The 26,763-nt window shown below is 73.8% G+C and carries 12 protein-coding genes and 1 pseudogene; 7 read left to right on the forward strand and 6 right to left on the reverse strand.

Annotated elements, in window-relative coordinates; translation table 11 throughout:
- Window positions 1-137: 137 nt before the first annotated feature.
- Both ACIQVT_RS03440 and gntD (ACIQVT_RS03445) read left to right on the forward strand, forming a co-directional pair.
- Window positions 138-1,772, forward strand: a complete 1,635-nt coding sequence (locus ACIQVT_RS03440; RefSeq protein WP_403746784.1) for a condensation domain-containing protein — start codon at window positions 138-140, stop codon at window positions 1,770-1,772.
- A 38-nt stretch (window positions 1,773-1,810) separates the two neighbouring features.
- Window positions 1,811-2,881 (forward strand): guanitoxin biosynthesis L-enduracididine beta-hydroxylase GntD, encoded by a 1,071-nt coding sequence (gene gntD / locus ACIQVT_RS03445; protein WP_403746788.1) that lies wholly within the window; start codon window positions 1,811-1,813, stop codon window positions 2,879-2,881.
- Between the two features lie 40 nt (window positions 2,882-2,921).
- Here the strand turns inward: gntD (ACIQVT_RS03445) and ACIQVT_RS03450 are convergent, their stop codons facing one another.
- Window positions 2,922-5,351, reverse strand: coding sequence for an amino acid adenylation domain-containing protein (locus ACIQVT_RS03450; protein ID WP_403746790.1), 2,430 nt, complete (start codon window positions 5,349-5,351; stop codon window positions 2,922-2,924).
- A gap of 1,468 nt (window positions 5,352-6,819) precedes the next feature.
- On the opposite strand from ACIQVT_RS03450, the gene ACIQVT_RS03455 reads away from it, so the two are divergent.
- Window positions 6,820-10,485 (forward strand): amino acid adenylation domain-containing protein, encoded by a 3,666-nt coding sequence (locus ACIQVT_RS03455; RefSeq protein ID WP_403746792.1) that lies wholly within the window; start codon window positions 6,820-6,822, stop codon window positions 10,483-10,485.
- Between the two features lie 83 nt (window positions 10,486-10,568).
- Here ACIQVT_RS03455 and gntD (ACIQVT_RS03460) read toward each other — a convergent pair whose 3' ends face one another.
- The gene (gene gntD / locus ACIQVT_RS03460; RefSeq protein ID WP_403746795.1) at window positions 10,569-11,651 is read right to left on the reverse strand and encodes a guanitoxin biosynthesis L-enduracididine beta-hydroxylase GntD; all 1,083 of its coding nucleotides are present in this window, start codon (window positions 11,649-11,651) and stop codon (window positions 10,569-10,571) included.
- A gap of 435 nt (window positions 11,652-12,086) precedes the next feature.
- Between gntD (ACIQVT_RS03460) and ACIQVT_RS03465 the strand changes: the two genes are divergently transcribed.
- Together ACIQVT_RS03465 and ACIQVT_RS03470 are read left to right on the forward strand one after the other, a co-directional pair.
- Window positions 12,087-16,625, forward strand: a complete 4,539-nt coding sequence (locus ACIQVT_RS03465; RefSeq protein ID WP_403746797.1) for an amino acid adenylation domain-containing protein — start codon at window positions 12,087-12,089, stop codon at window positions 16,623-16,625.
- Window positions 16,622-17,914, forward strand: coding sequence for a cation:proton antiporter (locus tag ACIQVT_RS03470; RefSeq protein WP_403746800.1), 1,293 nt, complete (start codon window positions 16,622-16,624; stop codon window positions 17,912-17,914). Before ACIQVT_RS03465 ends, ACIQVT_RS03470 begins: the two co-directional genes overlap by 4 nt.
- A gap of 187 nt (window positions 17,915-18,101) precedes the next feature.
- On the opposite strand, the gene ACIQVT_RS03475 is transcribed toward ACIQVT_RS03470, so the two are convergent.
- The 4 genes from ACIQVT_RS03475 to argG form a co-directional block, all read right to left on the reverse strand.
- Window positions 18,102-19,844, reverse strand: a complete 1,743-nt coding sequence (locus ACIQVT_RS03475) for an NAD(P)/FAD-dependent oxidoreductase (RefSeq protein WP_403746802.1) — start codon at window positions 19,842-19,844, stop codon at window positions 18,102-18,104.
- Window positions 19,845-19,867: 23 nt separating this feature from the next.
- On the reverse strand, window positions 19,868-21,664 hold the full coding sequence (locus ACIQVT_RS03480; RefSeq protein ID WP_403746804.1) for an amino acid adenylation domain-containing protein: 1,797 nt from the start codon (window positions 21,662-21,664) through the stop codon (window positions 19,868-19,870).
- Between the two features lie 142 nt (window positions 21,665-21,806).
- Window positions 21,807-22,562: a thioesterase II family protein gene (locus ACIQVT_RS03485; RefSeq protein ID WP_403746807.1), complete on the reverse strand. Its 756-nt coding sequence runs from the start codon at window positions 22,560-22,562 to the stop codon at window positions 21,807-21,809.
- A gap of 1,296 nt (window positions 22,563-23,858) precedes the next feature.
- On the reverse strand, window positions 23,859-25,304 hold the full coding sequence (gene argG, locus ACIQVT_RS03490) for an argininosuccinate synthase (RefSeq protein ID WP_403746810.1): 1,446 nt from the start codon (window positions 25,302-25,304) through the stop codon (window positions 23,859-23,861).
- 219 nt (window positions 25,305-25,523) lie between these two features.
- Between argG and ACIQVT_RS03495 the strand changes: the two genes are divergently transcribed.
- Both ACIQVT_RS03495 and ACIQVT_RS03500 read left to right on the forward strand, forming a co-directional pair.
- A complete protein-coding gene (locus tag ACIQVT_RS03495; protein WP_403746813.1) occupies window positions 25,524-26,204 on the forward strand; it encodes an SMI1/KNR4 family protein in 681 nt (226 codons plus the stop codon).
- Window positions 26,150-26,731, forward strand: a pseudogene (locus ACIQVT_RS03500) (Dps family protein); the annotation flags it as partial. The gene ACIQVT_RS03495 and the pseudogene ACIQVT_RS03500, both read left to right, overlap by 55 nt.
- Window positions 26,732-26,763: the final 32 nt, after the last annotated feature.

Here is a 26,763-nt window from a genome sequence, read left to right on the forward strand (position 1 = left end):
TTCCGCTCGCCACCATAACCCGACAGAGATACGAGGGCAATGACAGCAATCTCCGCCTGGCGGAAGGTTATTGACAAGATCTGGAGTGTTTGTGCAGGGTTTTTTTCCGCAGAGTTCTGCCGTCACGGAGTGGAATCATGACTGACCTCGTGCAGGATCTGTGCCGGCTGTTCGCGCGGGCACTGGAGCTGGAGTACGTGACCGAGGACACCGACTTCTACCTCGCCGGCGGACACAGTCTGTCGGCGCTGGCGCTGGCCGTGTCCGTCGAGGAGGCCGTCGGGCTCCCGGTCCGGGTGCGCGACATCCTGGAGTGCGCGACCCCGGAGCTGCTCGCCGCCCGGCTGGCCGAGGCGCGCGGTGGGGCGGCCGGCCCGCGGACCGCCCCTGAGGCCGGCCCGGACGCCGGGCGGGCGCGGGACGGCGGGACGCCGGCGGACGCGGACGCCCCCGCGGACGCCGAGGTCCCGGAGTCCGTGCGCTGGCTGTGGCTGGCGCGTCAGCACGCGCACGGCGGCGACGGCGCGTACACCGTGCCCTGTCTGCTGCGCGGTGAGGGGGATGTCGACGTCGACCGGCTCGCCGCGGCCGTCGCCATCCTGCCCGCCCGCCACCCGGCGCTGCGCACCGTCTTCGTGGAACGGCGGGGCACCGTCCGGGCCGTCGTCACGGACCGGACGGCCCCGCTGGACGTGGTCGACCTGCGCGGCGACTCCCTCACCGAGGAGGAGTTCGAGGCGCTCGTCCACGACCGCGTCGAGGTCCCCTTCGACCTGGCCCAGGGGCCGCTCTTCCGCTCGACGCTGTTCCTGCGGCCGGACGGTGCCTGGTCGTTGCTGTTCACCGCCGACCATCTGGTCTGCGACGGACGGTCGCTGACGGTCCTGGCGGCCGAACTGGTCGCCGCCTACCGCCAGGACGGCGCCCTCCTCCCCGCACCGGTCCCCGGGCCGCGCCCGGCGCCCCGCCCGCGCGAGGAGTCGCTCGCGCACTGGCGGGAGCTGCTCACTCCCCCGCCGGCCCCCCTGCTCCTGCCCGTGGACCGCCCCCGCAGCGCACCGGCCGGCGTGGCGACGGACACGGTGTCCCTGGACATCGAACCCGGGACCACGGACCGCCTCGGGGCGGTGGCCGCCACCGCGCACGCCGGTCTCTTCGCGTCGCTCGCCGCGGCCGTGGCGAGCGGACTGGGCGGGCTCACCCGGACCGACGACGTCTGCCTGGGCACCCCCGTGGACCGCCGTTCCCCGCTCGGTCTGGACGGCGCCGTCGGTTTCCACGTCGCGACCGTCCCGCTGCGGCTGGACCTCGCCGGCCGGGACGACCCGGCCGCACTGGTGCGCCACGTGGCGGCGCGGACGGCGGACGCCCTGGACCACAGCGAGGTCGCCTTCGACGAGCTGGTCGCGGCCCTGGACCCGCCCCGGCCGGCGGGGCGCGGCCCGTTCTTCGACGTGTGGGTCGCCCTGTTCCCGCGCATCGACACCGGCCCCGCCGGTCCGGGGGGCATCGCGCTGCGCGGCGGCCCCTTCCTCCAGCGGCGGGGCATGTTCGAGCTGTCGTTCCAGTTCGTCGCGGAGGAGCGGGGGCTACGGCTGTGCCTCCAGTACGACACCGGGCGCTACGACCGGGACACCGCCGAACAGGTCGCCGGCCGGGTCCTCGCCGAACTCGGCCGTCTCGCCGGCGGGTCCGCGGTGTCCGGGGAACCGGCGCAGCCGCCCGGCGCTCCGCCCGCCCCGGCCTTCCAGGGCTTCCGCTTCGACGCGTGAGCCGGCCCCGACCTCATCCCAGTGAACAGGAGACACCCATGACCACGACGCCCACGCCCGCGGCGACGGCCGTGCCCGAGCAGTCCGGGACGGCCGGGACGACCGAGCTGCGGCTGACGCCCGACGAGGCCGCCGCGACCGACCGGCTGGCCCTGGAGCTGGCCGCGGAGCACCCCTCGGCGGACAGCGAGAGCCTGCTCCAGGAGCTGCCGTTGCTGGCGGCCCGGTTGCCGGAGCGGGTGCGCAGGTTCCTGCGCGCCTTCCAGCTGGACCGGGCGGACGGGTACTGCGCCATCAGCGGGCACCTGGTGGACGACGACCGGATCGGCCCGACCCCGGCGCACTGGCGCGACGAGCAGCGCGTCCACCGGGAACTGCCCGAGGAGATCCTGCTGCTGCTGTACGCCTCGCTGCTCGGCGAGCCGTTCGGCTGGTCGACCCAGCAGGACGGCCACCTGGTCAACGACGTGTTCCCCATCAAGGAGTACGAGACCCTGCTGCTCGGCACGGGCAGCAGGACGGCGCTCACCCTGCACACCGAGGACGCCTTCCACCCGTACCGCGCGGACTACATCATCCTGGCCGCGCTGCGCAATCCGGAGCGGATCCCGGTGGTGGTGGCGGAGGCCGACTTCACCACGCTGCCGGCGGACGTGCTCGACATCCTCTTCGACCACCGCTTCCGGATCATCTCCGACGACTCGCACCTGCCGCACAACAACACGGTCCGTACGCCGGAGGACCAGCGGGTCTTCGACAACATCTCCCAGCTGATCCACGGTCTGGGCCGGGTGCCGGTGCTCTTCGGTTCCCGTACCGATCCGCTGCTGTGCTTCGACGCCACGCACATGTCGGCGCCCGAGGACGACCCGGAGGCGGTGCGGGCGTTCGCCGCGGCCCACGAGCTGCTGACCCGCGCCGCGCGGCCCCGCGCCCTGGACGCCGGCACGTACGTCTTCCTCAACAACCACCGTGTGGTGCACGGCCGCAGTTCCTTCACCGCCCGCTACGACGGCACGGACCGCTGGCTGAAGCGGGTCAACGTCACCCACGACCTGCGCAGGTCGCGCGCGCTGCGGCGGTCCGTCGGTGCCCGGCTCATCGGCTGAGACGGGGGGCCGGGCGCGGTGGCGCCCGGCCCCCGCGCCGTCAGGTCCGGGACGCCGCCGCGGCGCGGCACACCCGGGCCACGGTCGGCTCGTCGAAGAAGTCGTCCAGCTCCACCTGCACGCCGAGCCGGTTCTCCAGCTCGATGACGAGGAGGGCGGCGGCGAGGCTGTGCCCGCCCAGCTCGAAGAAGTCGTCCTCGTACCCCACCGAGGACACGCCGAGCACCTCGGCGAAGAGCCCCGTGACCTGGCTGGTGAGATCGTCCTCGGCGGGCTCCCCGGGCGCCGCGCCGGACTCCCCCGTCTCCTGCGGGCCGGTGGCCGCCTGCGGCTCCCCGGCCCGCTCCGCCAGGGCGGCCCGGTCCACCTTGCCGTTGCGGGTGAGCGGCATCTCCGGAAGCCGCTCGATCCGGCTGGGCACCATGTGGCCGGGCAGGACGCGGCGCGCCTCGGCGCGCACGCCGTCCGGGTCGGCGTCGCCGGTCACGAAGGCGACGAGCACCGGCGAGCCGTCGGGGCCGGGGGCGGCCAGGGCGACGGCGGAGGCGACGCCCGGCACCGAGCAGAGCCCCGCCTCGACGTCGCCGAGTTCGATCCGGTTGCCGCGGATCTTGACCTGGCTGTCGCCCCGGCCGAGGAACTCCACCCCGGCGGGCGTCCACCAGCCCCGGTCGCCCGTGCGGTAGCGCCGTCCACCGGGCACCCCGGCCGCCTCGGTGAACAGCCGCCGGGTGAGGGCGGGGTCGTTCACGTAGCCGTCGGCCAGGCCCGGTCCGGCGAGGTGGATCTCCCCGGGGAAGCCGGGCGGGAGCCGGCGGCCCCGCTCGTCGAGCACCTCCAGGACGGTGGTGTCGATGGGCAGGCCCACCGGGAACCCGTGCCGGGGCCGCTCGGTGCAGTCGTAGGCGGTCGCGCCGACCGAGTTCTCCGTCGGGCCGTACTCGTTGACCAGCCGGACGCCGGGCAGTTCCCGGAAGTGGCGTGCGACGAGTTCGGCCGGGCACGCCTCGCCGGCCACGGTGACCAGGCGCAGCGAGCCCGGCGCGGCCAGGGCGTCGAGCAGCACGCGGTACAGCGACGGCACCAGGGTGATGTGGGTGGCGCGGTGGGCGCTCACCAGCTCCCCGACACGCTGCGGCACCAGCCGGTCGGACTCCGGCAGGAGCAGCAGGGTGCCGCCGGCGCCGAGGACGGAGAACAGGTCGGAGACGGAGCTGTCGAAGGAGAAGGACGGCACCTGGACGAGCCGGGTCCCGGCGTCCAGCCGGTGGTAGCGCCGCTTCCAGGACAGGTATCCCGCGATGGCGGAGTGCCGGACGGCGACGCCCTTGGGGGTGCCGGTGGAGCCGGACGTGTAGATGACGTAGGCGGGGTCGTCCGGGCCGGGGAGGGCGGGCAGGGCCGGGCCCTCCGTGCCGGTGCCGGCCGGCGCGGTGAGCGCGTCGGCCGTCAGCACGGGCACCGGGCTCCCGGCGGTCGGGCCGGTGCCGTCGGTCACCACGGCCGCGCAGGCCGCGTCGTCGAGGACGAACCGGAGGCGTTCTGCGGGCAGTGCGGGGTCCAGCGGGACGTAGGCGGCGGCCGCGCGCAGGACACCCAGGACGACGGCCACGGCGTCCACGCTCTTGGGCAGCGCGGTCGCCACCCGGTCGCCGGGCCGTACGCCGGCCGCGCCGAGCCGGCGGGCCACCGCCTCGGCGCGGGCCGCCAGTTCGGCGTAGGTGACGCGCCGGTCGCGGTCGACCACGGCGACGGCGTCCGGGGTGGCGCGCACCTGCTCCATGAAGGGTCCGAGCAGGGTGCCCGGCGTGGGTTCCGGCGCGAAGCCGGCGCGTTCCCAGCGGGCCACCTCGGCCGCGTCCTCGGATGCCGTCGGCTCGACGGCGGCGCAGGCGGTGCCGGGTTCGGCGAAGGCGGCCAGGACGGTCACCAGGGAGCGGAGCACCACCGCGGCCCACCAGGGGTCCAGTCGCCCGGTGTCGAAGCCGGCGTGCAGGGCCCGGCCGCCGTCCGGGGTCTCGCGCAGGCTCACCATGAGGGCGGTGGCGGGGTGCGGCGCGGGCGGCAGCCGGTCGGAACGCACGAGGAGGGAGAAGGGCAGGGCGGGGTCGTCGGCGGCGACGGTGTCCGCGGACCGCAGCGCGCTGTCGACGGCGATCACCAGGTCCCGCAGGGCGGCGTCCTCGGGGGTGGTGACGGCGCAGAGGGTGGTGCCCCGTGGTCCGGCCACGGCGAGCACGGGTTCGGGCGCGTCCTCGGCCGCGCGCAGGACCAGCGCGGCGGCGGCGGTGAGGACGACGAGTTCCTCCAGGGGGCGTTCTCCGGCCACCCGGCGCAGGCCCTCGCGTGCGGCGGGCGTCAGCTCCTCGGTGACGTCGCCGTGTCCGTCCCGCCCGGCTCCGGTGAGCCTGGCCCGCAGGGGGGTGGGGGTCGGTGCCGCGGTGGGGCGGGGTGCGTTTTCGAAGCTCATGACGGGTCCTCAAGGGGGTCGGGGCCGGGCCCCGCACGGCGCGGGTCTCGCCTCGCAGGCCCACGTGGCCGCGGCTGCCTCCGAGGCTCGGAACGGTCTTGTGCCTGGCTTACGGAATCGGACAGGGTGTTCACGTGCCGGTGATCGGGGCGGGTGGGAAGAACGGGGTGCGCGTCGTGGGGCGTACCGCGCACGAGCGCGCCGTTTCACCGGTGGGACGCTTACCGGAAAGGGCCGGCGATAAACCGGATGTGCACCCGTACGCGGAGACGGGCGCCTTGTTCTGCATTCCGCCGGCGGTTTCCCGCCGGAGAGTTCTCCGGGAGTTCGTGTCGAGCCGCCGGGAATCGCATCGCGTAAGACGAATAGAAGCCGGCATATTGTCGCCGCGAGGGTCCGGTAACGGCTTTTCCCTTTTACCGTCCCCGTTTCCAGGACTCCGGGGAGGTCGGTGTCATCGCAGGTCAACCGCCCCAGTACCGGTAAATCGGGCATACGGTCGATCTATGCCTCGGCCGTCGTCGCGGGTCCGGTATCACGCATACGGGTGCCGGTGGAGTCGACATACCGAACCGCCCCCGCATGTCGGATTTTCCGCGTTTGCCCCCTCCCGTATCACCAGGTGTTCGGACAAGGAGCATAGCAGCGGAACGGATCTTGACACAGCCCCTCTTGCGCCCCCGCGACCCCACGTCAGATTTTCCCTGAAAAAGCTTGGCTGACACTCGTCACTATGGCACGCTCGGACGGAGAAGGTCACGAGCTTCGCCCCACGACGGGCCGGGAGCGCGGAATCCCGGGCTCCTCGCCTTCGTTTCCTCGTCCCGCGCGGGCAGACCACCCGCAGGAATGACGAAAGGACCGCACGTCCATGACGCCCGCAATCGAGGCACTCCCTCCACTCGGCCGGGACGACGGCTTCACCGGGAGCCGGACGCCCGCTCCCGAAGGCCTCGACGCACGATGCCCGGCACGGCGCGCCGTGTCCGCCCGGCCGGACACGAGACCGGGTCCGCCGGCCCGGTGAGCGCCTCCCGCCCGGGCGCACGGTCCTGTCCGCCGGCGCCCGTGGCGCCGACGGTCCGCTGACACGCCCACCCGTACGCACGCGGCGGGCCCCGCGGCACGTCCGCCGCCGTACGGTTCCCCCATGAGCCGCGCGGCCACCGCCGCGGCGCGACGGCCCGGCCCGCACCGAGCGGCACCGACGCGTCCGCGCCCGCCGGCGTGCGCCGACCGCCGTCCCCGTCGCCGCGTCCACACCACCACCGGGTTGTCTCCGGCCACAGGCCGACGCCCGTTCCCCGGCCGGCCCCGCCGCGCCCGTCCCGACGCCCGCCCGGGCGACCGTCCCCGACGGCCCGCCGGCGCGGGCCACCGCCCGCCGCCCCCGCTGCCACCGGCAGTGCCGCAACCGGCGTACCCCGTCCGCGCCGAGGCCGAGGCGCCCCTGGCAGAGGAGAACCTGATGACCGTTGCCGATGGCCGAGCGAGGGTGACCGTCGCGCTCGACGACGACACCAGTGCCGCGCTGCGCGCCCTGTGCGCCTCGGCGGCCGCGGAGGTGCCGCTCGCGGTCCCCGCGCTGCTGCGGGTCCTGGCCCACCGGCTGGCCCCGGACGCCGACCCCGCCGTCCGGGCCCTGCTGCCCGGTGGCGAGGTCCGGCTGGAGGCACCCCTCGACCCGGGCGCCGGCTTCCGGGCCTGCCTGCGTGCCGAACGGCGCGCCGCCGAGGCCGCCGTCGGCCGCGCGGCGCTGTCCGGCACCGCGTTCACGGCCGGCGCACTCGGCCGGCAGGCCGTCCTCGGCGGCCGGCTCGACCCGGACGCGGGACGCGTCGCCGTGACCGTGCGCGGTGACACCGCCGACGCCCGCGACGCCCGGCGCACCGCGGGCCGACTCGCCGAGCTGGCCGCCGAGGTGTGCGCCGCGCCGGACACCCCGCTGGGCCTCCTCCCCGTCCTGCCCGCCGGTCGGCCCGAGGAGCTGCTCGCGCTCGGTACCGGCCCGCACCGGGAACTCCCGGGCAAGCGCACCGTCCTGGACCTGTTCGCCGAGCAGGTCGCCGCGCGCCCCGACGCCACCGCCGTCATCTGCGGGGATCGGGCCCGCAGTTACGCCGAGCTGGACGGCATGGCGGACCGGCTCGCCGCACGGCTGGCGGCGGCGGCGCCGACCGGGCCCGAGCGGATCGTCGCCCTGCTGTGCGCGCGCACCGAGTGGATGCTGGTGTCCCTCCTGGCGATCCTCAAGACCGGCTCCGCCTTCCTGCCCATGGATCCGGAACAGCCTCCGCGCCGGGTGCGCGAACTCCTCACCGCGAGCGGGGCCACGGCGGTGCTCGCCGACGCCACCCGGGCCGAGCCGCTGACCGGCGCACCGCAGCCCGTCGTGCTGCTCGGCCGGGACAGCCCCACCGGACCGCCCGGGCCGGCCTTCCGCCCGGCGGGCCCCGAGGACCTGGCCTACGTCGTCCACACGTCGGGCTCCACCGGAGCCCCCAAGGGCGTCATGGTCGAGCACCTGGGCATCCTCAACACGGTCCTCCACCGCATCGACTACTACGGCCTCGGTCCCGGCTCCCGGGTCCTCCAGGTCGACCCGGTCCACGCCGACGCGGGTATCTCCGACGTGCTGTCCGCGCTCTGCTCGGGCGCGCCCCTGGTGGTCCTGGAGCGGGAGCAGCTCATCGACCCCGACGAGGTCGCGGCCGTCATCCGGCGCGAGGACGTCACCCACGTGCAGACCGTGCCCAGCCTGTACCAGCTGATCCTGGAGTACGCCGGGGACCGGCTGCCCTCCCTGCGCCAGGTCGTCCTCGGCGGTGAGCGGCTCACCGCGGCCCTGACGGACCGGCACCACCAGCTGCTGCCCGACGCCGAGTTGTTCAACGAGTACGGCCCGTCCGAGGACAGCGTGGCCACCACCCTCGTCCGGGTCCGGGCCGGCGGCGGGGAGCCGCCCGTGGGCAGGCCCTTCCCCAACAAGACGGTGGACCTGCTGGACGAGCACGGCCGGCTGGTGCCGTTCGGCACCCCGGGCGAGATCTGCGTGGGCGGCATCGGGCTGGCCCGCGGCTACCTCGGCGACGAACGCCGCACCGGGGAACGGTTCGTGGCCAACCCGGTGCGCGGCGGACGGCGGATGTACCGCACCGGCGACCTGGGCCGCTGGCTGCCCGACGGCAGTCTGCTCTGCCTCGGCCGCATCGACGATCAGGTGCAGATCCGCGGCCACCGGGTGGAGCCCGGGGAGGTCACCGAGACGCTGGCCGGGGCGCCCGGGGTGCGCGGCGCGGCCGTCGTGGCGGTGCCGGGCACCGCCGGGGACGGCTCCCACCGGCTCGTCGCCTACGTCGTCGGCGACGGCGAACCCGCCCGGCTGCGGGCGTACCTCGCCGACCGGCTGCCCGCCCACATGGTGCCGGACGCCTACGTCGCGGTGCCGGCGCTGCCGGTCACCTCCATCGGCAAGCTGGACCGCGCCGCGCTGCCCGCCCCGCCCGAGCCCGGCCAGGGCGCCGGGGCGGCGGACGACGGGGACGACGGGGAGCTGACCGGGGCCCAGCGGCGCGTGGCCGGCGTGTGGTCGGCGGTGCTGGGACACCCCGTGCACCAGCTGGACGCCGACCTGTTCGCGCTCGGCGGGCACAGCCTCACCGCGGCGCGCATCGCCAAGGAGCTGGGCGTGGCGGTCAGTACGGTGTTCGCCCGCCCGACGGTACGGCTGCTCGCGGAGGCCCTCGCGGAGGGCGCCCCGGAGCCGGCGGTGGCCGCCGCCCCGGCCCCGGCCCCCGCCGCCCCCGGGGAGGGTGTCTTCCCGCTGTCCCGCGCCCAGCGCAGGGTGTGGCTGACGTCGCGCCGCACCCACGCGGACCGGTTCATCATCGCCGACCTCGTCCGTACGGGCCGCTCCCTGTCCCCGGACACCCTGCGCACGGCGCTCACGGCCGTCGTCGAGCGCCAGGAACTGCTGCGGGCCCAGGTGGTGCCCGCCGGGGCGTCCGCCGGGCTGACCGTGCTGGACCGGCTGCCCGGCGGCGTGCCGCTGCGCGTGACCGAGCTGCCGGGCGCCGACCCGGACGGACCGGCCGTCCGCGAGGCGCTGCGCCGGGCCCGCGCGGTCACCTTCGACCTGGAGCGGGCACCGCTGTTCGAGGTCTGCCTGATCGCGGGCCCGGCCGGCGGCGACCTGCTCACGGTCGCCGCCCACCACCTGATCTACGACGGTGCCAGCGTGGACGTGCTGCTCGACGACCTGTTCGCCGCGTACGACGAGGTGGAGCGGTCCGGCGCGGTCCGGCGGCCCGTGCCGGACCACCAGTACCGTCACTGGGCGGCCGAGGAACAGACCTGGATGGAGTCACGGGAGGCCGCGCGGCAGGAGGCATTCTGGAAGGAGCGGCTGGCGGGGGTACGGCCCGCGCCCGACCTGGTGGACGGCTCACGCCGGGGCAGGCGCCGGGGACTCGCCGGACTCGCCCGGCGGACGCTTCCGGCGGCGGCGGTCCAGGGCTCCCCGGTGACGCCGTACGCCGTCGTGGTGACCGCGTTCACCGCGCTGCTGCACCGGACGACCGGGGCGACGGACCTCGTGCTGGGCTTCCCCGCGAGTCTGCGGCACGGCCCGGCCGACGACGCTCTGGTCGGCTACTTCGCCAACGCGGTCCCGCTGCGCCTGGAGTTCGGGGCGCGGGACGGACTGGGCGAGCTGCTGGGGCACGTGGGCGCGCGCGTCGTGGAGGCGTACGAGCACTCCCGGTTGCCCTTCGACGCCCTCGTGGAGCGCCTCGGCATCGGTGCGCGGCCCGGTCGCAGCGTCCTGCTCGACCTGGGTGTCAGCTGGGAGAACGCGTCCGTCGGCGGCCCGTCCTGGCAGGTGGAGGACGTGCTGGCCGAGGACCTGCCCGCCGACAGCGACCTGTGGCTGTACGCGAGCGTGCGCGGCGACCTGTTGCACCTGGACCTCACCTACGACCGTCAGCTGGTGACGGAGGAGGAGGCGGCGGGCTTCGCGGACGAACTGGTGCGGCTGGTGCCCGTGGTGGTGGCCGAGCCGGCCACGCCGGTGGGCACGGCCCCCGCGGAGGAGAAGGAGGAGGACGTATGGGGCGCGACCTCGTACGACTTCTGATCCGCCGGCCCGCTCGGCGGGTGGTCCGACGGTCCGGGGCCGGGTGGCGGCCCGCTGCCGCGGGCCGCCACCGTGACCGAGGGTCAGACCAGGGCGCGGCGGTGCGGCGCGAAGCGCCGGCCGCCCGCCAGGCGGAGGTCGGCCAGCACGTTGATGCGGCGCAGCCACCGGTCGGTGCCGTCGTAGCGGGCGGCGAACGGCCGCCGCCCGTGGACGGCCCGCTTGTTGTCCACGATGAGCAGTTCACCGGGGCCGACGACGACATCCCGCAGCGCGGCGTCGATGGCCGCGGTCACCGCGTCGAGCGCCTCCAGGGCCTCACCGTCCAGGGACCGCGGCATGAAGGCCGGGTCGATGCAGATGTAGGGGGCCTCGCGGTCGCCGGAGAGGACCGGCGTGCGGCGCGGTGCCGTCTGCCGGTCGGCGATGTCGCGGAACGCCTCGGCGACCCAGCTGTCCTCGTCCAGGCCGGTGGTCCTGCTGTTGAAGGCGGCGGTGTGCGACTCGTCCGGCAGGATGACGAAGCGCTCCTCGAAGAGCACCTGCCGCACCCGGTCCTCCAGTTGGATGTCCTGGGCGGTGGCGAAGGTGGTGGGCACCCGGTCGTGGTTGCGGATGCCGGCCAGCAGGATCCAGTCGGCGCGCAGCGGGTGGAAGGCGTCCTCGTTGTGCCACTCCAGGGTGGTGGTGGAGCTGGAGCCGAGCTGTTCCGCCTCATGCCCCTTGATCGGGAACAGGTCCAGCACCAGCCGGCCGCGCTGCTGCGTCACGAAGGAGACCGGGTCGCCGAGCAGCGAACCGATCAGGAGCAGCAGGGCGGTGGCCCGTTCGGCCTCCTCGCTGACCGGTTCGTGGACGTAGTCGGTGGGGGTCGGTCCGGCCAGCGCCTCGGACACGGGCAGGTTGGCGAGGACGAGTCCGCCGTACGGACGCCCGGTGAGCCGGAAGTCGACGAGATGGGAGCGGATGCGCAGGGGTATCTCGTGCGCCAGCAGGGCCAGTTCGTCGAGTCGCCGGTCGATCGGCTGTTCGTGGCGGCCGTCGAGGGCCGCCTCCGCCAGATCGCGCAGGGCGGTGTGCTCCGCGTCGGTCAGCTCCAGGCAGGGCATGCGGTCGTCGGCTCGCAGCGGGAGTTCCGCGACGGGAAGAGCTCCTCTGAGGTTCATGAGGTGTGCTTTCCTTTTCTGTGCTCAGGCTTTATTCGGGACGGACGGACCCTCATGAGAGATATCGGACACGTAACGGTCCGGACGGGGGCAAACCTTTTCCGGCCTAAAATACGGGGAAATTCGGGGTGCTCTGGATATTATCGACCGACGTTCCAAGAACGCCACGGAGAGCCCCCTTCCCCCGATTCCGTCCACCGACTCACAATCCCCGCGTCGCCGGAAAAGACTGGGTCGAAGCCTAGTCTCACCAGACACTTCGACCCAGTAACCGGCAATGTGAGCCGCGTCACGTCACACCCAGCGCATTCCCCACGACCCTGCGGATAACCCAAACCGCGAAGCGTCCCGGGTCATTCTCGCGCCCCGCGCGGTTACCGGTTCGATTTCCAGACCCGCCTCTTCTCCAGCACTTTCCAAGCCGAGGAGCCACCGTTGTCGAAAGGCCCTGACCCTACCCGTGGACCGGCGCACTCCTCGCCCCGGACCACGCTTTTTGGCCACCCGGCGGAAAGAGACTCCGCGGCCGTACGGGCCCACTGGCTGGCGGCGCTCCAGGGCATCCGGCGGGAGCCCCTGCTGGAGCCGGACGGCGCCACCGCGCCGGCTCCCGAGGCCGCGTTCGTGCCGGCCGGACCGGCCGCCGCGCTGCGGCGCATCGCCGGCGACGACCCGGTCGGCCTCGGCCTGCTGCTGTTCGCCGCCACCCGGCTGTGCCTGAGCGCCTTCGGCGCCGGCGGGGAACCGGCCGTGCTCTGCCCCTCACCGGCCGACCCGGACGCCGAACTCGCCCTGCGGACACCGCTCGACCGGACCACGCCGATGACCGCGTTCCTCACCTCCGCCCACGCCGACCTGGTCGCCGCGACCCCGTTCGCCTGGCGGCACCGCGCCTCGCTGGCCGCGCAACTCCGGGCGGCCGGCACGGCGGAGGACGACGCCCTCGCCCAACTGGCCGTCCGGTGGTGGGCGTCCGGCGAGCCGGCCGGACCGGCGCGCGCCGGCGTCGAGGTGCGCGGGCGACTGGAGGAGGACGGCACCCTGCGGGTGGAGGTCGTGTCCGCGCAGGGACGGGTGCCGGCGGCCGCGGCGGCCCTGCCCCGGTGTGTCGCCGCCGCGCTGACCGACCTGGCCCGCGACCCGGGGCGCCCGGCCGGGCAGGTCGACGTGCTCGGCCCGGACCAGCGCGCCGAGCTGGAGGCCTGGAGCGGACTGCCACTGCCCGCCGCCTTCCCCGCCCTGTCGCTGCTCGACCTGGTCGACGCGTCGGCCGCCCGCAACGGCGACCGGACGGCCGTCGTCGACGGCGCCATCCGCCTGACCTACGACGACCTGATGCGGCGGGCGGCGCTCCTGGCCGCCGAGCTGCGCACCGAGCACGGGGTGGGCCCCGGTGACCGCGTCGCCGTCCTGCTGCCGCGCGGCGCGGGCCTCGTCGTGGCCGTCCTGGCCGTGCTGCGGGCCGGCGCCGTCTGGGTACCCGTCGATCCGGGCCACCCGGAGCAGCGCGTCAGCCATCTCCTCCGGCTGAGCGAGGCCACACTCCTGATCGGCGACCGGCCGCCCGCCGGCTGCGCCCTGCCGGCCGTACCCTCCGAACGGGTCCTCGGCGCCCGGCCGGACGCCGCGGCCGACACGTCGCCCGCGCCCCGGGTACGGCCGGAGGACGAGGCCGTCCTGTTCTTCACCTCGGGGTCCACCGGACTGCCGCGCCCGGTGGGCATCCGGCACGACCAGCTGCGCCACAAGGTGGTCAGCTCGGCGGAGCAGCTCGGCATCGACGGAGGTGTCCGCACCGCCCTGCTGTCCGCGCTGACCTCGGACGCGACGGCGTACCAGATCTTCGTGACGCTCGGCGTCGGCGGCACCCTGGTCGCCATGGGAGCACCCGACGAACTGGACCCCGTCACCTTCTGGGACCGCATCCGCGCGGAAGGGGTCACCCTCGTCAACTGCGTTCCGGGGCTGCTGTCGGCCATGCTGGAGGCGCTCCCGCCGACGGCCGGACTGCCCCTGTCCCATCTGATCCTCGGCGGCGACGCCGTGCCGCGCGGCCTGATGGCCCGCACCCGGGGCCGGCTGCGCGTCGGCACACTGGTCAACCTGTACGGCCCGTGCGAGGCGACCGTGGAGTGCGTGTCGTACGTGGCCCCCGGCGACCGGGCCGCCGAACTGATGTCGGTACCCATCGGCTCCCCCTCCCCCGGTTTCGGCGTGCTGCTGGTGACGCCGTGGGGGGTGCCGGCACCGGTCGGTGTCCCCGGGGAGATCTATGTCGCCGGGCCCGGTGTGGCGGCCGGTTACCTCAACGCGCCGGAGGCCACGGCGGAGCGGTTCGTCCCGTGCCCGGTCGGCGACGCCGGTCACAGCTTCCGCACGGGTGACCTCGCGCGCTGGACCGCCGACGGCACCCTGGACTTCCTGGGCCGGATCGACGGCCAGGTCCAGCTGCACGGGCAGCGGGTGGAACCGGGCGAGGTGGAGCAGGCGCTGGTGCGGCTGGCCGGGGTACGGGAGGCGGTGGTCCTGCCCCGGCCGGCCGGGGCGGACTCGGTGACGCTGGCCGCCTGGTACACGGCCGACACCGCCGTGGAACCGGCCGACGTACGGGCCCGGCTGGCCGAGGGACTGCCCGCGCACATGGTCCCCCGCCTCCTCACCCGGCTGCCCGCGCTCCCCCGGACCCCGCACGGGAAGATCGACCGGGCCGCGCTCGCGGCCACGCCCGATCCCCGGGCCGCCGAGGTCTGGGCGACGCACGACGACGCCTCACGGACCGTCGCCGACGCCTGGGAGAGCGTGTTCGGGCAGCCGCCCCGCTCCGCCGACGAGGACTTCTTCGAGGCCGGCGGCCACAGCCTCACCGCCGCCCAGCTGGTCAGCGCCCTGTGCGCCGCGGAACCCGAGTGCGGGGTCGCCGTACGGCAGATCTTCACCGCGCGGACGCCGGGGGCGCTGGCCGAGGCCGTACGACAGGGTCTGCGCGACGCGCGGCCGTCCCCCGTCGCGCACACCACCGCGCCCTCCGCCGCTGCCGTGCCGCCGGCGCCCGGGGAGACGCTGCCCGCCGCCGTCGCGGCCAGCAACGCGCAGCGCCGCATGTGGCTCCTGGAAGCGCTGGACGAGGGCGAACTGCGGGCCCACAACATGGTGGAGGCGTACGAGCTGGACCGCCCGCTCTCCCCGGAGGCGCTGCGCGCCGGGGTGCGCGCGGTGGTGGCCCGGCACGAGTCGCTGCGCACCACCTTCGACCTGCCCTCGGACGGCTCCGGCGCGGAACTGCGCCAGGTCGTCCACGACGCCGGGGACCTGGACGTCGTCCCGCTGCTCCAGCGGGTCGCGCCCGAGGACTTCGGGGCCGCGCTCGACCGGGCGCGGGACGAGGAGACCAGGTGGCGCTTCGACCTGGCCACGGGTCCGCTGTTCCGGCTGCGGTACCTGAGCGCCGAGGGGCACCGGCCCGTGCTGCTGTTCAACGTCCACCACTGCGTGAACGACGGCTGGTCGTACACCGTGCTGCTGCGCGACCTGCTCTCGGCGGCCGGCGCGGCCGAGGCGGGACGGCCCGTCGCGCTGCCCCCGCTGCCGGGCTACCGCGCGCACACCCGGGCACTGGCCGACCGGCTCGCCGCGCGCGACGCGGCGGCGCACGCGGCGTACTGGCGGCGCACACTCGGCGATCTGCCCCCGTTCCCCCCGCTGCCCGCCGACCACGCGCCGGGCGCCGTGCGCGACAGCGCCGGCGGGCAGGTCCGGGTGGGGCTGGATCAGGAGCTGACGGACCGGCTGCGCGCGGTGGCCGTGCGGGCCTCGGCCACGCCGTTCATGGTGTGCGTGGCGGCGGTCCGCGTGCTGCTGCACCGGCTGACCGGCCTCACCGACCTGCCGCTCGGCACGGTGGTGGCCGGGCGCTCGGCGCCCGGACTGGCCGAGGAGGTCGGCCTGTTCGCCAACACGGTCGTGCTGCGCACGCGGACCGGGCCTGCGGACTCCTTCGCCGGCCTGCTGGACCGGGTCCGCCGCACGGCCCTCGACGTCCAGGAACACGAGGAGTACCCGTTCGACCGGGTCGTGGAGGACCTCGCGCTGCCGCGGACCGCCGGCCGCAACCCGCTCTTCGACGTGCTGGTGGAGACGGTGATGTCGCCGGCCGTCACGTCCGGCGACGGGGACGGCCGGCGCACGGCCCGGCATGTGGACGAGCCGCCGCGGGTCGGTGACTTCGACCTCTCCTTCGGCTTCCGGCTGCCCGAGCCGGGCGCCCCCCGGGCCGCGGAGATCCGTGTCGGCTTCCGCCTCGACCGGTTCACGGCGCACAGCGCCGCGCGCATCGGCGAGCGGCTGCTGGAGATCCTGCGGGCCGTCCTCACCGACCCGGACGCGCCGCTGGACGCGGCGCCCGCTCCGGCGACCGGCATCGGTGGCGGACCCGCGCGGACCACGACCGACCTCGCCCTCTCCGAGAGCGCCGTGCGGGGTCTCGCCCGGGTCAGCGGCGGGCGGGCGGCCGAGGAACTCGTGGTGCTGACCGCCGCGGTGGCGCTGCTGACGGCCGGCTGCGACGGCCCGGGCGGGCTACAGGTGCAGCGGGCGTCGGCGCGGGTCGGCTGCCCGGTGGCCGTGGCCCCCGCGGCCACCCCCGCCGACCTGGTCGTGGCGGTGGACCGGGCGGTCCGCACGGCGGACCCGGCCCGTGGGCTGCCCGCGGTGCTGGTCGCCTCGGAGGCCGTCGCCCCGCCGGCCGACCGGGTGCCGTTGAGCGTGACCCTGCTCCGGGGGGACCGGACCGGCGGGCGGGTACTGCGACTGGAGGCGGACCCGGGGGATGCCTCGCAGCGCACGGCCCAGACCCTGCGCCAGTGCCTCGACCGGGCACTGAGCTGCTTCGCCCAGCCCCGGGAACCGTTCCCGGACGGCATCACCGCGCCCCCGGCACTCGTGCCGCACGGCGCCGACATCGGGGGGAACCCGTGAGTCCTGACCTGGCCGTGACCCATCTCGTCGGAGCGTCGGCGGTGATCCTGCTGGCCGCCCATGCGGGGGGTTGGGTCTCCCGCAGACTCGGCCAGCCCACCATCGTGGGCCAGTTGATCGCGGGCATAGCCCTCGGCCCCAGCCTGCTGTCCCAGCTCCCGGACTCCGTCGGCAACACGCTGTTCCCCCAGGCGATAGCGCCGATGCTGACGGGGCTGAGCCAGGTCTCCCTGGTGCTGTTCCTGTACGTCGTCGGGTACGAACTCGACCTGAGCCTGCTGCGCGGCAGGTCCCGGACCACACTGACGGTCGCCGCCGCGGCGTTCGCGGTGCCGATGGCGGTGGGCGCGGGCGCCACGCTGCTGTTCCACGGCACGCTGGAGCGGCTCGGTGTGCCGCACCACATGTCGGTGAGTTCGGTCCTCTTCCTGGCCGTGGCGCTGTCGATCACGGCCGTGCCGGTGCTGGTCGTCGTCGTGCGGGAGAACGGGCTGGCCGGCACGGTGCCCGGGGTCATCGCCGTGTCGGCCGCCGGCCTGATCGACATCGTCGGCTGGGCGGTGCTGCTCGGCACCCTGATGCAGGGCAAGGGCGGCGGGGCCGGCATGTCACTGCCGGTGCGCCTGCTGCTGCTCGTGGTCTTCGTCGTGGTGATGGTGTGGCCCGCGCGGCTGCTGCTGAAGCGGTTCCACCGCTTCCCCGGTGTCTCCGCGCAGCCCCGGCTGGCGCTGCTGATCGGGTTCGCCTTCACGGCCGCTTGGGCGACCAGCGCGCTCGGCCTGCACGTCATCTTCGGGGCGCTGCTCGCCGGGGTGGTCACACCGCGCGAACCCGACGGCACCCTCGACCCGGAGCTGGTGCGCCCGCTGGACAGCGTGGGATCCCTGCTGCTGCCGTTCTTCTTCGTGGTGTCGGGCCGCAGTGTCGCCGTCGGCTCGTTGGGCGGCACCGCGGTGGCCGTGCTGGTCGTGGTCACGGTGCTGGCGGTCGTCAGCAAGGTGGGTTCCGGGGCGCTGGCGGCCCGCGCCTGCGGGCTGGACAACCGTACGTCCCTGACGATCGGGGTGCTGCTCAGCACCCGTGGACTGACGGAGCTGATCGCGCTCAACGCCGGTCTGGAGGCGGGGCTGTTGAGCGGCCCGCTGTACACGGTGTTCGTGCTGATGGCGATCGCGACGACGCTGCTCACGCAGCCTCTGCTGACGCTGTGCCGCCGGGTGCGGCCGACGGACCCCGACCCGCTGTCCACCGCCGGCCCGGTGTCCGCGGCGGCACCGGGCGGCCACTGACGGGCTCCGGCGGCGCGGGTGCCGCGGCCCGGGTTCCGGCCACGGCCGCGGCACCCGCGGCCGTGGGTGCCGCCCGCCGCCCACGCACGGGAACAGCGGGTCCACCTCCGGGGAGGCGGACCCGCTGTGCGGGGCCCGGCGGTCGCGCTCCGGAGCCCGGGTTCCGGGCGGTCGTGTTCCGGTGGATCTACCGCCCGACGGGCGTCGCGACCCGGTACAGGCGGCGCAGCTCCTCTTCGAGCTTCTTGACCTCGTCGAGCCGGGGCCGGCTCTTGGGGGCGAACAGGCCGTCCTTCTCCCAGCGGTCCGGGTCCAGGCTCAGCGCCGAGACGTTCAGCCAGCCGCGGGAGCGGACCGCGTCCAGGTGTTCGGGCAGCGCGTCCTCAAGGGCCAGGTAGAACAGGACGTGGGCCAGTTCCTCGATGCGGTCGATGCCGTCACGGACGCTCACCAGGACCTCCCCGAAGGCGGGCGTCGTGGTGTCGTCGGGGGGCAGGTTCTGCACGAAGAGGCGGGCGAGGGTGGGCAGGTCGTCGAAGTAGTCGATGTAGTCGAACTCGAAGACGCCCCGGTAACTGCCCGACCAGGCCTTGAGCAGGTTCATGACGGAACCCTGGGTGGCGACCACGGGGGCGCCGAGCGCGCTGAGCGTCGTGCTCGCGGACTCGTCCAGGTACGTCTTGCCGTAGAACTGCGGGTCGGAGAACGCCCAGCCGACGTAGTAGTCCCAGATCGTCTTCAGGGACATGATCACCGGGTTGTCGTGGAAGGCGTACGAGCCCTGGATGTTCTGGGTGAGCCCCTCGGCGAGGGACAGGAACCACCGGTTGGCGTAACGGACGAACTCCTCCTGGAAGGAGTCGGCCCGGTCCCGGCCGATCATCTCGGTCACGAACCCGTTGGCGTAGCCGATCAGGTTCGAGCCGACCGAGTAGTAAGGGTCGGCGAAGACCGCCGCGTCACCGACGCACGCCCAACGGTCGTGGGAGAACACCTGGTGCGAGGAGTGGCTGTAGTTCTTCAGCACCCGGAAGTCGAGCACCGGCAGTTCGCGGATGGCGGGGTCGAAGCCCGGCACGCGGTCGACCACGAAGTCGATGGCCTTCTCGATCCGGTTGTACTTGATGACCGGGTGGAGTTCGTCGCTCACGACGATGCCGACGCTGGTGTGGTCCGGGGCCAGCGGGATGGCCCACACCCAACCGCCCTCGAACATGAAGTGGTTGGTGGAGTGCCAGCGGGGCTCGTCCGCGCGGTCGTGCCAGTCCGTCTGGTCCGGCGCCACCAGTTCGTCGGTGTCCAGGCGTCCTTCGAGCCGGAACCAGACGGAGTTGTGCGGCTTGGGGTACCGCTTGGTGAGCCCGAGCTTGCGCTGGAGGAGCCGGTGCCGGCCGGTGGCGTCGACGACCCAGCGGCAGGTGACGGTGGTCGTCTCCGGGTTGCCCTCGTCGTCGCTCTGGTACGTCACCCGGTGCGGTGCGTCGCCTTCGCCCAGCTCGATGTCCAGGACGCGTACGCCCTGGGTCAGTTCGGCCCCGGCCTCGACCGCGACCACCCGCAGATGCTCCTCCAGGGAGCCCCGGTTCAGCTGGTAGGACTTGGCCGGCAGGAACCGGTTGACACCGAACTCGGACTCCAGGTGGAAGTCGGGGCGGTCGCCGTAGAAGTAGCGCAGCCCGAGCTTCTCCAGCTGGTGCTCCTCCAGGTAGTCCCGTATCCCGACGACCGCGGCGAAGTAGTGCGCGCCCACCTCGACCGTCGACTCGCCCACCTTGAACGCGGACACGGGGATCGGCGAACGCTCGCGCTCGCACACGAGGACGCTGAGCGTGGGATAGGCGTCCTTGAGCTGCTTGGCGAGGCAGAGCCCGGCCAGGCCACCGCCCGCGATGACCACGTCGTGGTCGACGCCCGTGAACTCCGTGACCATGGAATCAGTACCGCCCTGTCCGCTCAAGGTTTACCCGCCTCGCTGCTCTGCCGGTTCTCGATGATGAGAGCCAGGCTCCTGATGGTTCTGCCGGTGTAGGGGTCGGAGTTGTCCAGCTGGACCCCCAGGCTCTCCTCCACGGCGGCGACGAGGTCCATCACACTGAGGGAGTCGCCGCCGAGTTCGAAGAAGTCGTCGTCCGGGCCCACTCCGAGCGGGGCGAAGATCTTCCGCCAGATCGCGAGGAGTGCGGACTCGACGGGTGACGCCGGCTCGGGCGCGGGGCCCGCCGGAGAGGTCGCGTCGGAGTACAGGGCGGCGAGGGCCGCCTCGTCGACCTTGCCGTGCGCGGTGACGGGCACCGCGTCGACCGGGATGATGGCCGACGGGACCATGTAGTCCGGCAGGGTCTCCTGGGCCGCCGCGCGCAGCCGTTCGACGTCGCCCGCCGTGGGGCCGACGACGAAGGCGATCAGTCGGGGCGTCGCCGTCGTGACGTCCCGGCGCAGCAGGACGACGTGGTCGACCGAGTCGTCCTTGGTGAGCGCCTCGGCCACGTCACCCAGGTCGACGCGCCGGCCCCGGATCTTCACCTGCTGGTCGCGGCGCTCCACGAACTGGAGATTGCCGTCCTCGTGCACGCGGACGATGTCACCGGTCCGGTAGACCCGCTTTCCGCCGAAAACCGGGGAAGAGGGGACGAAGAAGCTTTCCTCGGTCAGTTCCGGAGTTCCCAGGTAACCCCGAGCCAGGCGGTCTCCGGCGAGATACAGCTCACCCGTCCCACCGGTTTCCACCGGCTCCCCGTCCTCGCCCACCACAAAAGCCTCGGTGTGGTCGATGGGCTTTCCGATGAGCACGTGCGGATCCGAGGCGCCGAGCGGGTGGACCGTGGAGCACACCGAATTCTCGGAGGGCCCGTATTCATTGAGGAGTTTCACGTCGGGAAGCCGGGAGAAATGCTCCCGGACGAGGCTGGAGGTGAACCATTCCCCGGCGATCGTGATACTGCGCAGCGCCTTCGTCGACTGTGCGCTCATCCCGGCCAGCAGGCGGCTGTAGAGCGCCGGGGTGATGAGGAAGTGCGACACCTCGCGCCGCTCCATCAGGCCGACGAGGTAACGCCGGTCGGTGATGCGGTCCCGGGCGGGGAGGAGGAGTCGCGCCCCCGAGGTGAGGGCGCAGAAGGTGTCGGCGACGGAGCTGTCGAACGAGGGGCGCGGCATGGCGAGCGTGGTGTCGTCCGGGCCGAACCCGTAGTAGGCGTTGCGCCAGGTCAGGGTCTTGACGATGGAGTGGTGCTCGACCGCTGTGGCCTTGGGTTTCCCGGTCGTGCCCGAGGTGTGGATCACATACGCGAGGTCCGTGGGGGTCGACAGCGGCGCCGGGTCCGTGTCCGGGGTGTCGAGGGTGTCGCTCATCACGTCCGTGATGAAGAGCACGCCGCCGAAGAACGCGGCGCCCGCCGCGGCGGACGACTCGACGAGCAGGGCCCGTGGTGAGGTGTTCTCGATGATGCGGTGGGTCACGGCCGGCGGGTTGTCCGGGTCGAGCGCGACATAGGCGCCGCCGGCCTTGAGTGTGGCCAGCATGCCGATGACCACGCTCGGCGGGTGCCGTACGAGAATGGCCACCCGGTCGTCCGGGGTCACCCCGGCGGTGTCGCGCAGGTAGTGCGCCAGCCGGTTGGCCCTGCGGTTCAGTTCGCCGTAGCTGATGCATTCGCCCTCGTACTCGAGAGCGATATTCTCGGGAGCTTGTCGGACGCTTTCCTCGAAAAACTGGTGCAGGGTCCCCGGTTTGTCGGGTGCTATCGTCACATGTTCCCCCAGTGCGAATTGCGAATACCGCGAGTCGTCGACCTGGGCAGCTTATCCGTCGTCAATCGAACACTCAAGGGGGGACTTCTTCGCATTCCGCGGCGGCCCGGTGGATGAATCGGGCCATTCCCAGACGACCGAACTAGACATCGAGTGCGCGGGTGAGCGCGCCGGTCGTCGCGGCCGGGGAGTTCTGCGGGAAGAAGTGGCCGCCCGGTACCGCCGCGAGGTCGAAGGGCCCGGCGCACAGCTCGCGCCAGGTGGCCGCCACGTCGGCGGTCACGTCCGGGTCGTCGTCCCCGTACAGCGCGGTGACGGGTGTCGTCAGGAGTGGTCCGCCGGGCGGCGGGCGGAAGGAGGCGTGCGCGGTGAGGTCGGCGCGCAGCACGGGGAAGAACCGTTCCCGGAACGCGGGGCGGTCGAGTCCGGCCGGGTTCGCGCCGAGGCGCTTCCAGAGCAGCTCGATCTCGTGGTCGTCCCCGGGGGGCCGGGGTGTGGCCGGCCCGGGCGGTCCGGCCGCGAGTACCGCGAGGTGGGCCGGCGGGCGCCCCAGTTCGGTCAGCCGGAGCGTCAACGCGTAGGCGAGACAGGCCCCGAAGCTGTGCCCGGCCAGGACCAGCGGGCCGGGGAGCGCGAGGACTGCCGGCAGCACGTCCGCGACGAGGTCGGGCACGTTGTCGAGCAGGGCCTCGCGTCCGCGTGCCTCACGCCCGGGCGGTACGTACGCGTGGAGCTCGACGCGGTCGGGGAGCGCGCGCCGCCACGAGGTGTAGGCCGTCGTCCCTCCCCCGGCGTGCGGGAAGCACACCAGGCGGGTGCGGCGGGCCGGGTCGTCGGGCTCGCCCGGCGGGCCGAAGCGGTGCAGGGACACGCTGCTGGGACCGGGATTGTTCTGCATGGTGCACACCACCCAAGGGGATCCACGACGAAGTACTGCGTGAGGGGCGTCGGTTCGTGACGAGGCGCGTGCCGGCCGGCGGGGCACCGGCGCGGTGGTGGCCTGCGGGTCACGGCCTCCGGGACGGCGCCCGGCGGCGTCTGGTGCCAGCAGCCATGACCTCACGTACCCGTGGTGCGGCAGTGGGCGTCTGGTGTGCTGGCACGGCGCTCCCTTGAGAGGTGGTCGGGGCTGGCGTGGTGCCCGGGTTCGCGGCCGGTCCCGGTCCGGCCGGGCCGGGAGGACGGTGACGTGGGGGTCGTTGCGGTGTGCGGCCCGGTCCCGGTGGCGGCTTACCGCCCGTGTGACGTGTGTCTGAGTGAGCCCCGCCTTGTGGTTTCCATGTCTATCACAGTCCACCGATCATGGACCTGACTATTTTGCGCCACGGTGGCGCGGGATCGCCGTTGACGCCACACGCTCGCGAACGACGCGGTGCGCTGCGCGGGCGGGGCGGGGGCGGGGTGCTCGGCGGGTGGTGCGTGGCCGGGAAGAGGCGCCCGGGGAAGGTGGCTCGAGGGCTCGGAGGCACGGGCGAGAGAACTCGGGGAGGCAGGCCCCCGCCGGGGCGGAAAGGGCGGGGGCCTCGGGAGGGAGGCCCCGGCCGGGGCCGGTTCCGGGACGGGGGCCAGGTAGGGCAGCTGTCCTGGAAGGAGCGGCAGTACCTGGCCGGAGGGTCCCGGGAAACGCACCGAGGGGGCGGGGGCGCGAGCGCCAGCGCGAGATGCCGAGGGGAAGGCGCCTCAGGGGCACCGAGCGGGAGGCTCACCGGTGAAGGTGGGAACCCGGGCGGGACGGGAATCCGGGCGGGCGGCACCCTTCCGGGGTGAGGGGGGTGGGGGCCCGAGTGGGCTCGCCGTTCGTGCGTCCCGGGAGGGGTTCCCGCGGTGCGGCGTCACCAGGCGGGCGGGAGTGGGCCCCCGCTGCGTCGCGCCACCTCGATATGCGGACCGCACCGTGGCACCGCAACTCCGCGCCACCGGAAGGGCGGCAGCGGAACCCGGCCGTGGCGTACCCACACGGCCCGTCGGCCGGATGCCGCAGCGCCGCGCCACGACACGGGTGTCAGCGCGGACCCGCGGCACCGCACATACCCCGAAGCACCGCATCACAACACGGACCGCGCCGCGACCCCAGGGCACCGCACCACTGCACGGACCGTGCCATGCCCCGGAGCACCGCACCACCACCCCGTCCCCCGGCGGGACTTCGCGCCACCGGGGTCCGCCGTGCGGGGTGTGTGGTGCCGGGGTGCGGTCAGTCGACGCCGGCCTCCATGGCGGCGCGGTCCAGCATCTCGTCGCCGGCGGCGGCCTCACCGCGGGAGGCGATGACCTCGGCGCCACCCTCCGGCATGCTGCCGATCAGTCCGGTGGCGGCGGCCTGGGCGGCGCCGATGGCGGGGTGGCCGGTGCCGATCAGCCCGAGCCCCGCGTACTGCTCGAGACGCGCCCGGGAGTCGGCGATGTCGAGGTTGCGCATGGTGAGCTGGCCGATGCGGTCGGAGGGACCGAACGCGGAGTCCTCGGTGCGCTCCATGGACAGCTTGTCCGGGTGGTAGCTGAACGCGGGGCCGGTGGTGTCGAGGAGGGAGTAGTCCTCGCCGCGGCGCAGTCGCAGGGTGACTTCCCCGGTGACGGCGGCGCCGACCCAGCGCTGTAGCGACTCGCGGACCATCAGCGCCTGCGGGTCCAGCCAGCGGCCCTCGTACAGGAGCCGGCCGAGGCGGCGGCCCTCGTTGTGGTACTGGGCGACGGTGTCCTCGTTGTGGATCGCGTTGACCAGACGCTCGTAGGCGATGTGCAGCAGAGCCATGCCGGGGGCCTCGTAGATGCCGCGGCTCTTGGCCTCGATGATGCGGTTCTCGATCTGGTCGGACATGCCGAGGCCGTGGCGTCCGCCGATGGCGTTGGCCTCCATGACCAGTTCGACGGGCGAGGCGAACTCCTTGCCGTTGACGGTCACCGGCCGGCCCTGGTCGAAGCCGATGGTCACGTCCTCGGGGGCGATGTCGACCTCGGGGTCCCAGTGCCGGACGCCCATGATGGGGTCGACGGTCTCGACGCCGGTGTCCAGGTGCTCCAGGGTCTTGGCCTCGTGGGTGGCGCCCCAGATGTTGGCGTCGGTGGAGTACGCCTTCTCCGTGCTGTCGCGGTAGGGCAGCCCGTGCGCGAGCAGCCACTCGGACATCTCCTTGCGGCCGCCCAGCTCGGTCACGAAGCCGGAGTCCAGCCAGGGCTTGTAGATCCGCAGGTGCGGGTTGGCGAGCAGACCGTAACGGTAGAACCGCTCGATGTCGTTGCCCTTGAAGGTGGAGCCGTCGCCCCAGATCTGCACGTCGTCCTCGAGCATGGCCCGCACCAGCAGGGTGCCGGTGACGGCGCGGCCGAGGGGCGTGGTGTTGAAGTAGACCCGCCCGCCGGAGCGGATGTGGAAAGCGCCGCAGGCCAGCGCGGCCAGGCCCTCCTCGACGAGGGCCGCCCGGCAGTCGACCAGGCGCGCCACCTCGGCGCCGTAGCTGGTGGCGCGGCTGGGCACCGAGGCGATGTCGGGCTCGTCGTACTGACCGATGTCGGCGGTGTAGGTGCACGGGATGGCGCCCTTGTCGCGCATCCATGCGACGGCGACGGAGGTGTCGAGGCCGCCGGAGAAGGCAATGCCGACGCGCTCGCCGACCGGAAGGGAAGTGAGGACCTTGGACATAGGAAGAGTATGCAGGATTCCACATCTTCATGCAGACCCCGGGGGGTGATCCCTGGCGCGGCCGCACCTATTGCGCACGATATGAGATGAATAGTCACTCGCGGATATCGCTTGATGATGGAGGGTCGCCGCGGAGCGCCCACGTCGATCACACCTCCCCCTCCGCGGCCCATGGGACGGAGTCGGTCGCGCGCCGGCGGCTACACGTACCGTCTGCGCATGACTGATCAGTGGTGGGTGGGCCTGCGTCAGCGGGTCGAGGCGGCGAGTGCAGGGCCTTTCGGCAGCAAGGTGTTCGGAGCGTTGGGACACAGATGGATCGTGGAGGACCCGCTCACCCAGCGCGAGATCGCCGAACTCGAGGCGCAGACGGGCGTGCGGCTGCCGGACGAGTACCGGGCCTTCCTGCTCCACGTCGGCGCGGGCGGCGCCGGCCCCGCGTACGGCCTGTTCCCGGTTCGGCGCGTGCGGGGCCGCTGGCGTTGGGAAGGCGACGGCGCGGACATGGCCGACCTGTCGAGGCTTGCCGAGCCGTTCCCCGACCAGGGCCCGGACCCGCAGCTGCTCGACGACCTTCTTGCCCAACGCCCCGAGGAAGAGGACTTCGACAAGACCGAGGACTTCGACGACGCCATCGAGGCGTGGGACGAGCGCTGGGAGGCCGTCATGTTCGCCCCGGAGCGCACCGCCGGCGCCATCGTGATCTCCCACCTGGGCTGCGCCCAGAGGGAATGGCTGATCATCAGCGGCAGCCACCGCGGCACGGTCTGGTCCGACTGCCGGGTGGACGACGTAGACCTCGCCCCGCTGCTCGGCGACGACGGTACGCCGGTGACGTTCGCCCGCTGGTACACCGACTGGCTGGAGAAAGCCGAGCGCACAGCCCTGTCGGCACCGTAGACCCGTCCCCTGTGCTGTTGAGCCGTGGACCTGCCCGACCGGCCCGGGGGCCACGAGTTCCGCGTCCTCGCGCCGTCCTGACGCGCGGCCCGGCGGCCGGGGCGCCCGGCCGACGACCGGTCGCACGTCATGGCGGCCCGTGCCACTGGCTGATGCGCGGCGCGACCTTCTACCAGCTGCACCTGGTGCTGGACAAGCACGCCGGGGAGCAGCTCGTACTCGTCGACACCCTCGCGCAGCGGGTGCAGACGCTGGGCGGGGTCGCCGTCGGCGATGCCCGGCACGTCGCCGAGCTCACGTCGATCCCCCGGCCGCCGGACGGCGTGGAGGAGGTGCCGGCGATGCTGTCCCGGCTCCTGGAGGCCCACGAGTCGATCCTCGTCGACGCGCACGACGCCGCCGCGCGCACCGCCGAACTGGGCGACGACGGCACCAACGACCTGTTCGTCTCGCAGGTCGTGCGCACCGGCGGACTACAGTCGTGGTTCCTGGCCGAGCACCTGGTCGACACCCCCCTCGTCCGCGCCCGACCGGCGCGGGGGCGGACGTGTGCCCGGCT

Source organism: Streptomyces sp. NPDC100445, from assembly GCF_044759735.1.
Taxonomy (GTDB): domain Bacteria; phylum Actinomycetota; class Actinomycetes; order Streptomycetales; family Streptomycetaceae; genus Streptomyces.

Bases quoted from the DNA above. Each gene is read 5' to 3' on its own strand.
- gntD (WP_403746788.1), top strand. From the start codon at position 1,811: ATGACCACGACGCCCACGCCCGCGGCGACGGCCGTGCCCGAGCAGTCC.
- ACIQVT_RS03450 (WP_403746790.1), bottom strand. From the start codon at position 5,351: ATGAGCTTCGAAAACGCACCCCGCCCCACCGCGGCACCGACCCCCACC.
- gntD (WP_403746795.1), bottom strand. From the start codon at position 11,651: ATGAACCTCAGAGGAGCTCTTCCCGTCGCGGAACTCCCGCTGCGAGCC.
- ACIQVT_RS03455 (WP_403746792.1), top strand. From the start codon at position 6,820: ATGACCGTTGCCGATGGCCGAGCGAGGGTGACCGTCGCGCTCGACGAC.
- ACIQVT_RS03440 (WP_403746784.1), top strand. From the start codon at position 138: ATGACTGACCTCGTGCAGGATCTGTGCCGGCTGTTCGCGCGGGCACTG.
- ACIQVT_RS03475 (WP_403746802.1), bottom strand. From the start codon at position 19,844: ATGGTCACGGAGTTCACGGGCGTCGACCACGACGTGGTCATCGCGGGC.
- ACIQVT_RS03495 (WP_403746813.1), top strand. From the start codon at position 25,524: ATGACTGATCAGTGGTGGGTGGGCCTGCGTCAGCGGGTCGAGGCGGCG.
- argG (WP_403746810.1), bottom strand. From the start codon at position 25,304: ATGTCCAAGGTCCTCACTTCCCTTCCGGTCGGCGAGCGCGTCGGCATT.
- ACIQVT_RS03485 (WP_403746807.1), bottom strand. From the start codon at position 22,562: ATGCAGAACAATCCCGGTCCCAGCAGCGTGTCCCTGCACCGCTTCGGC.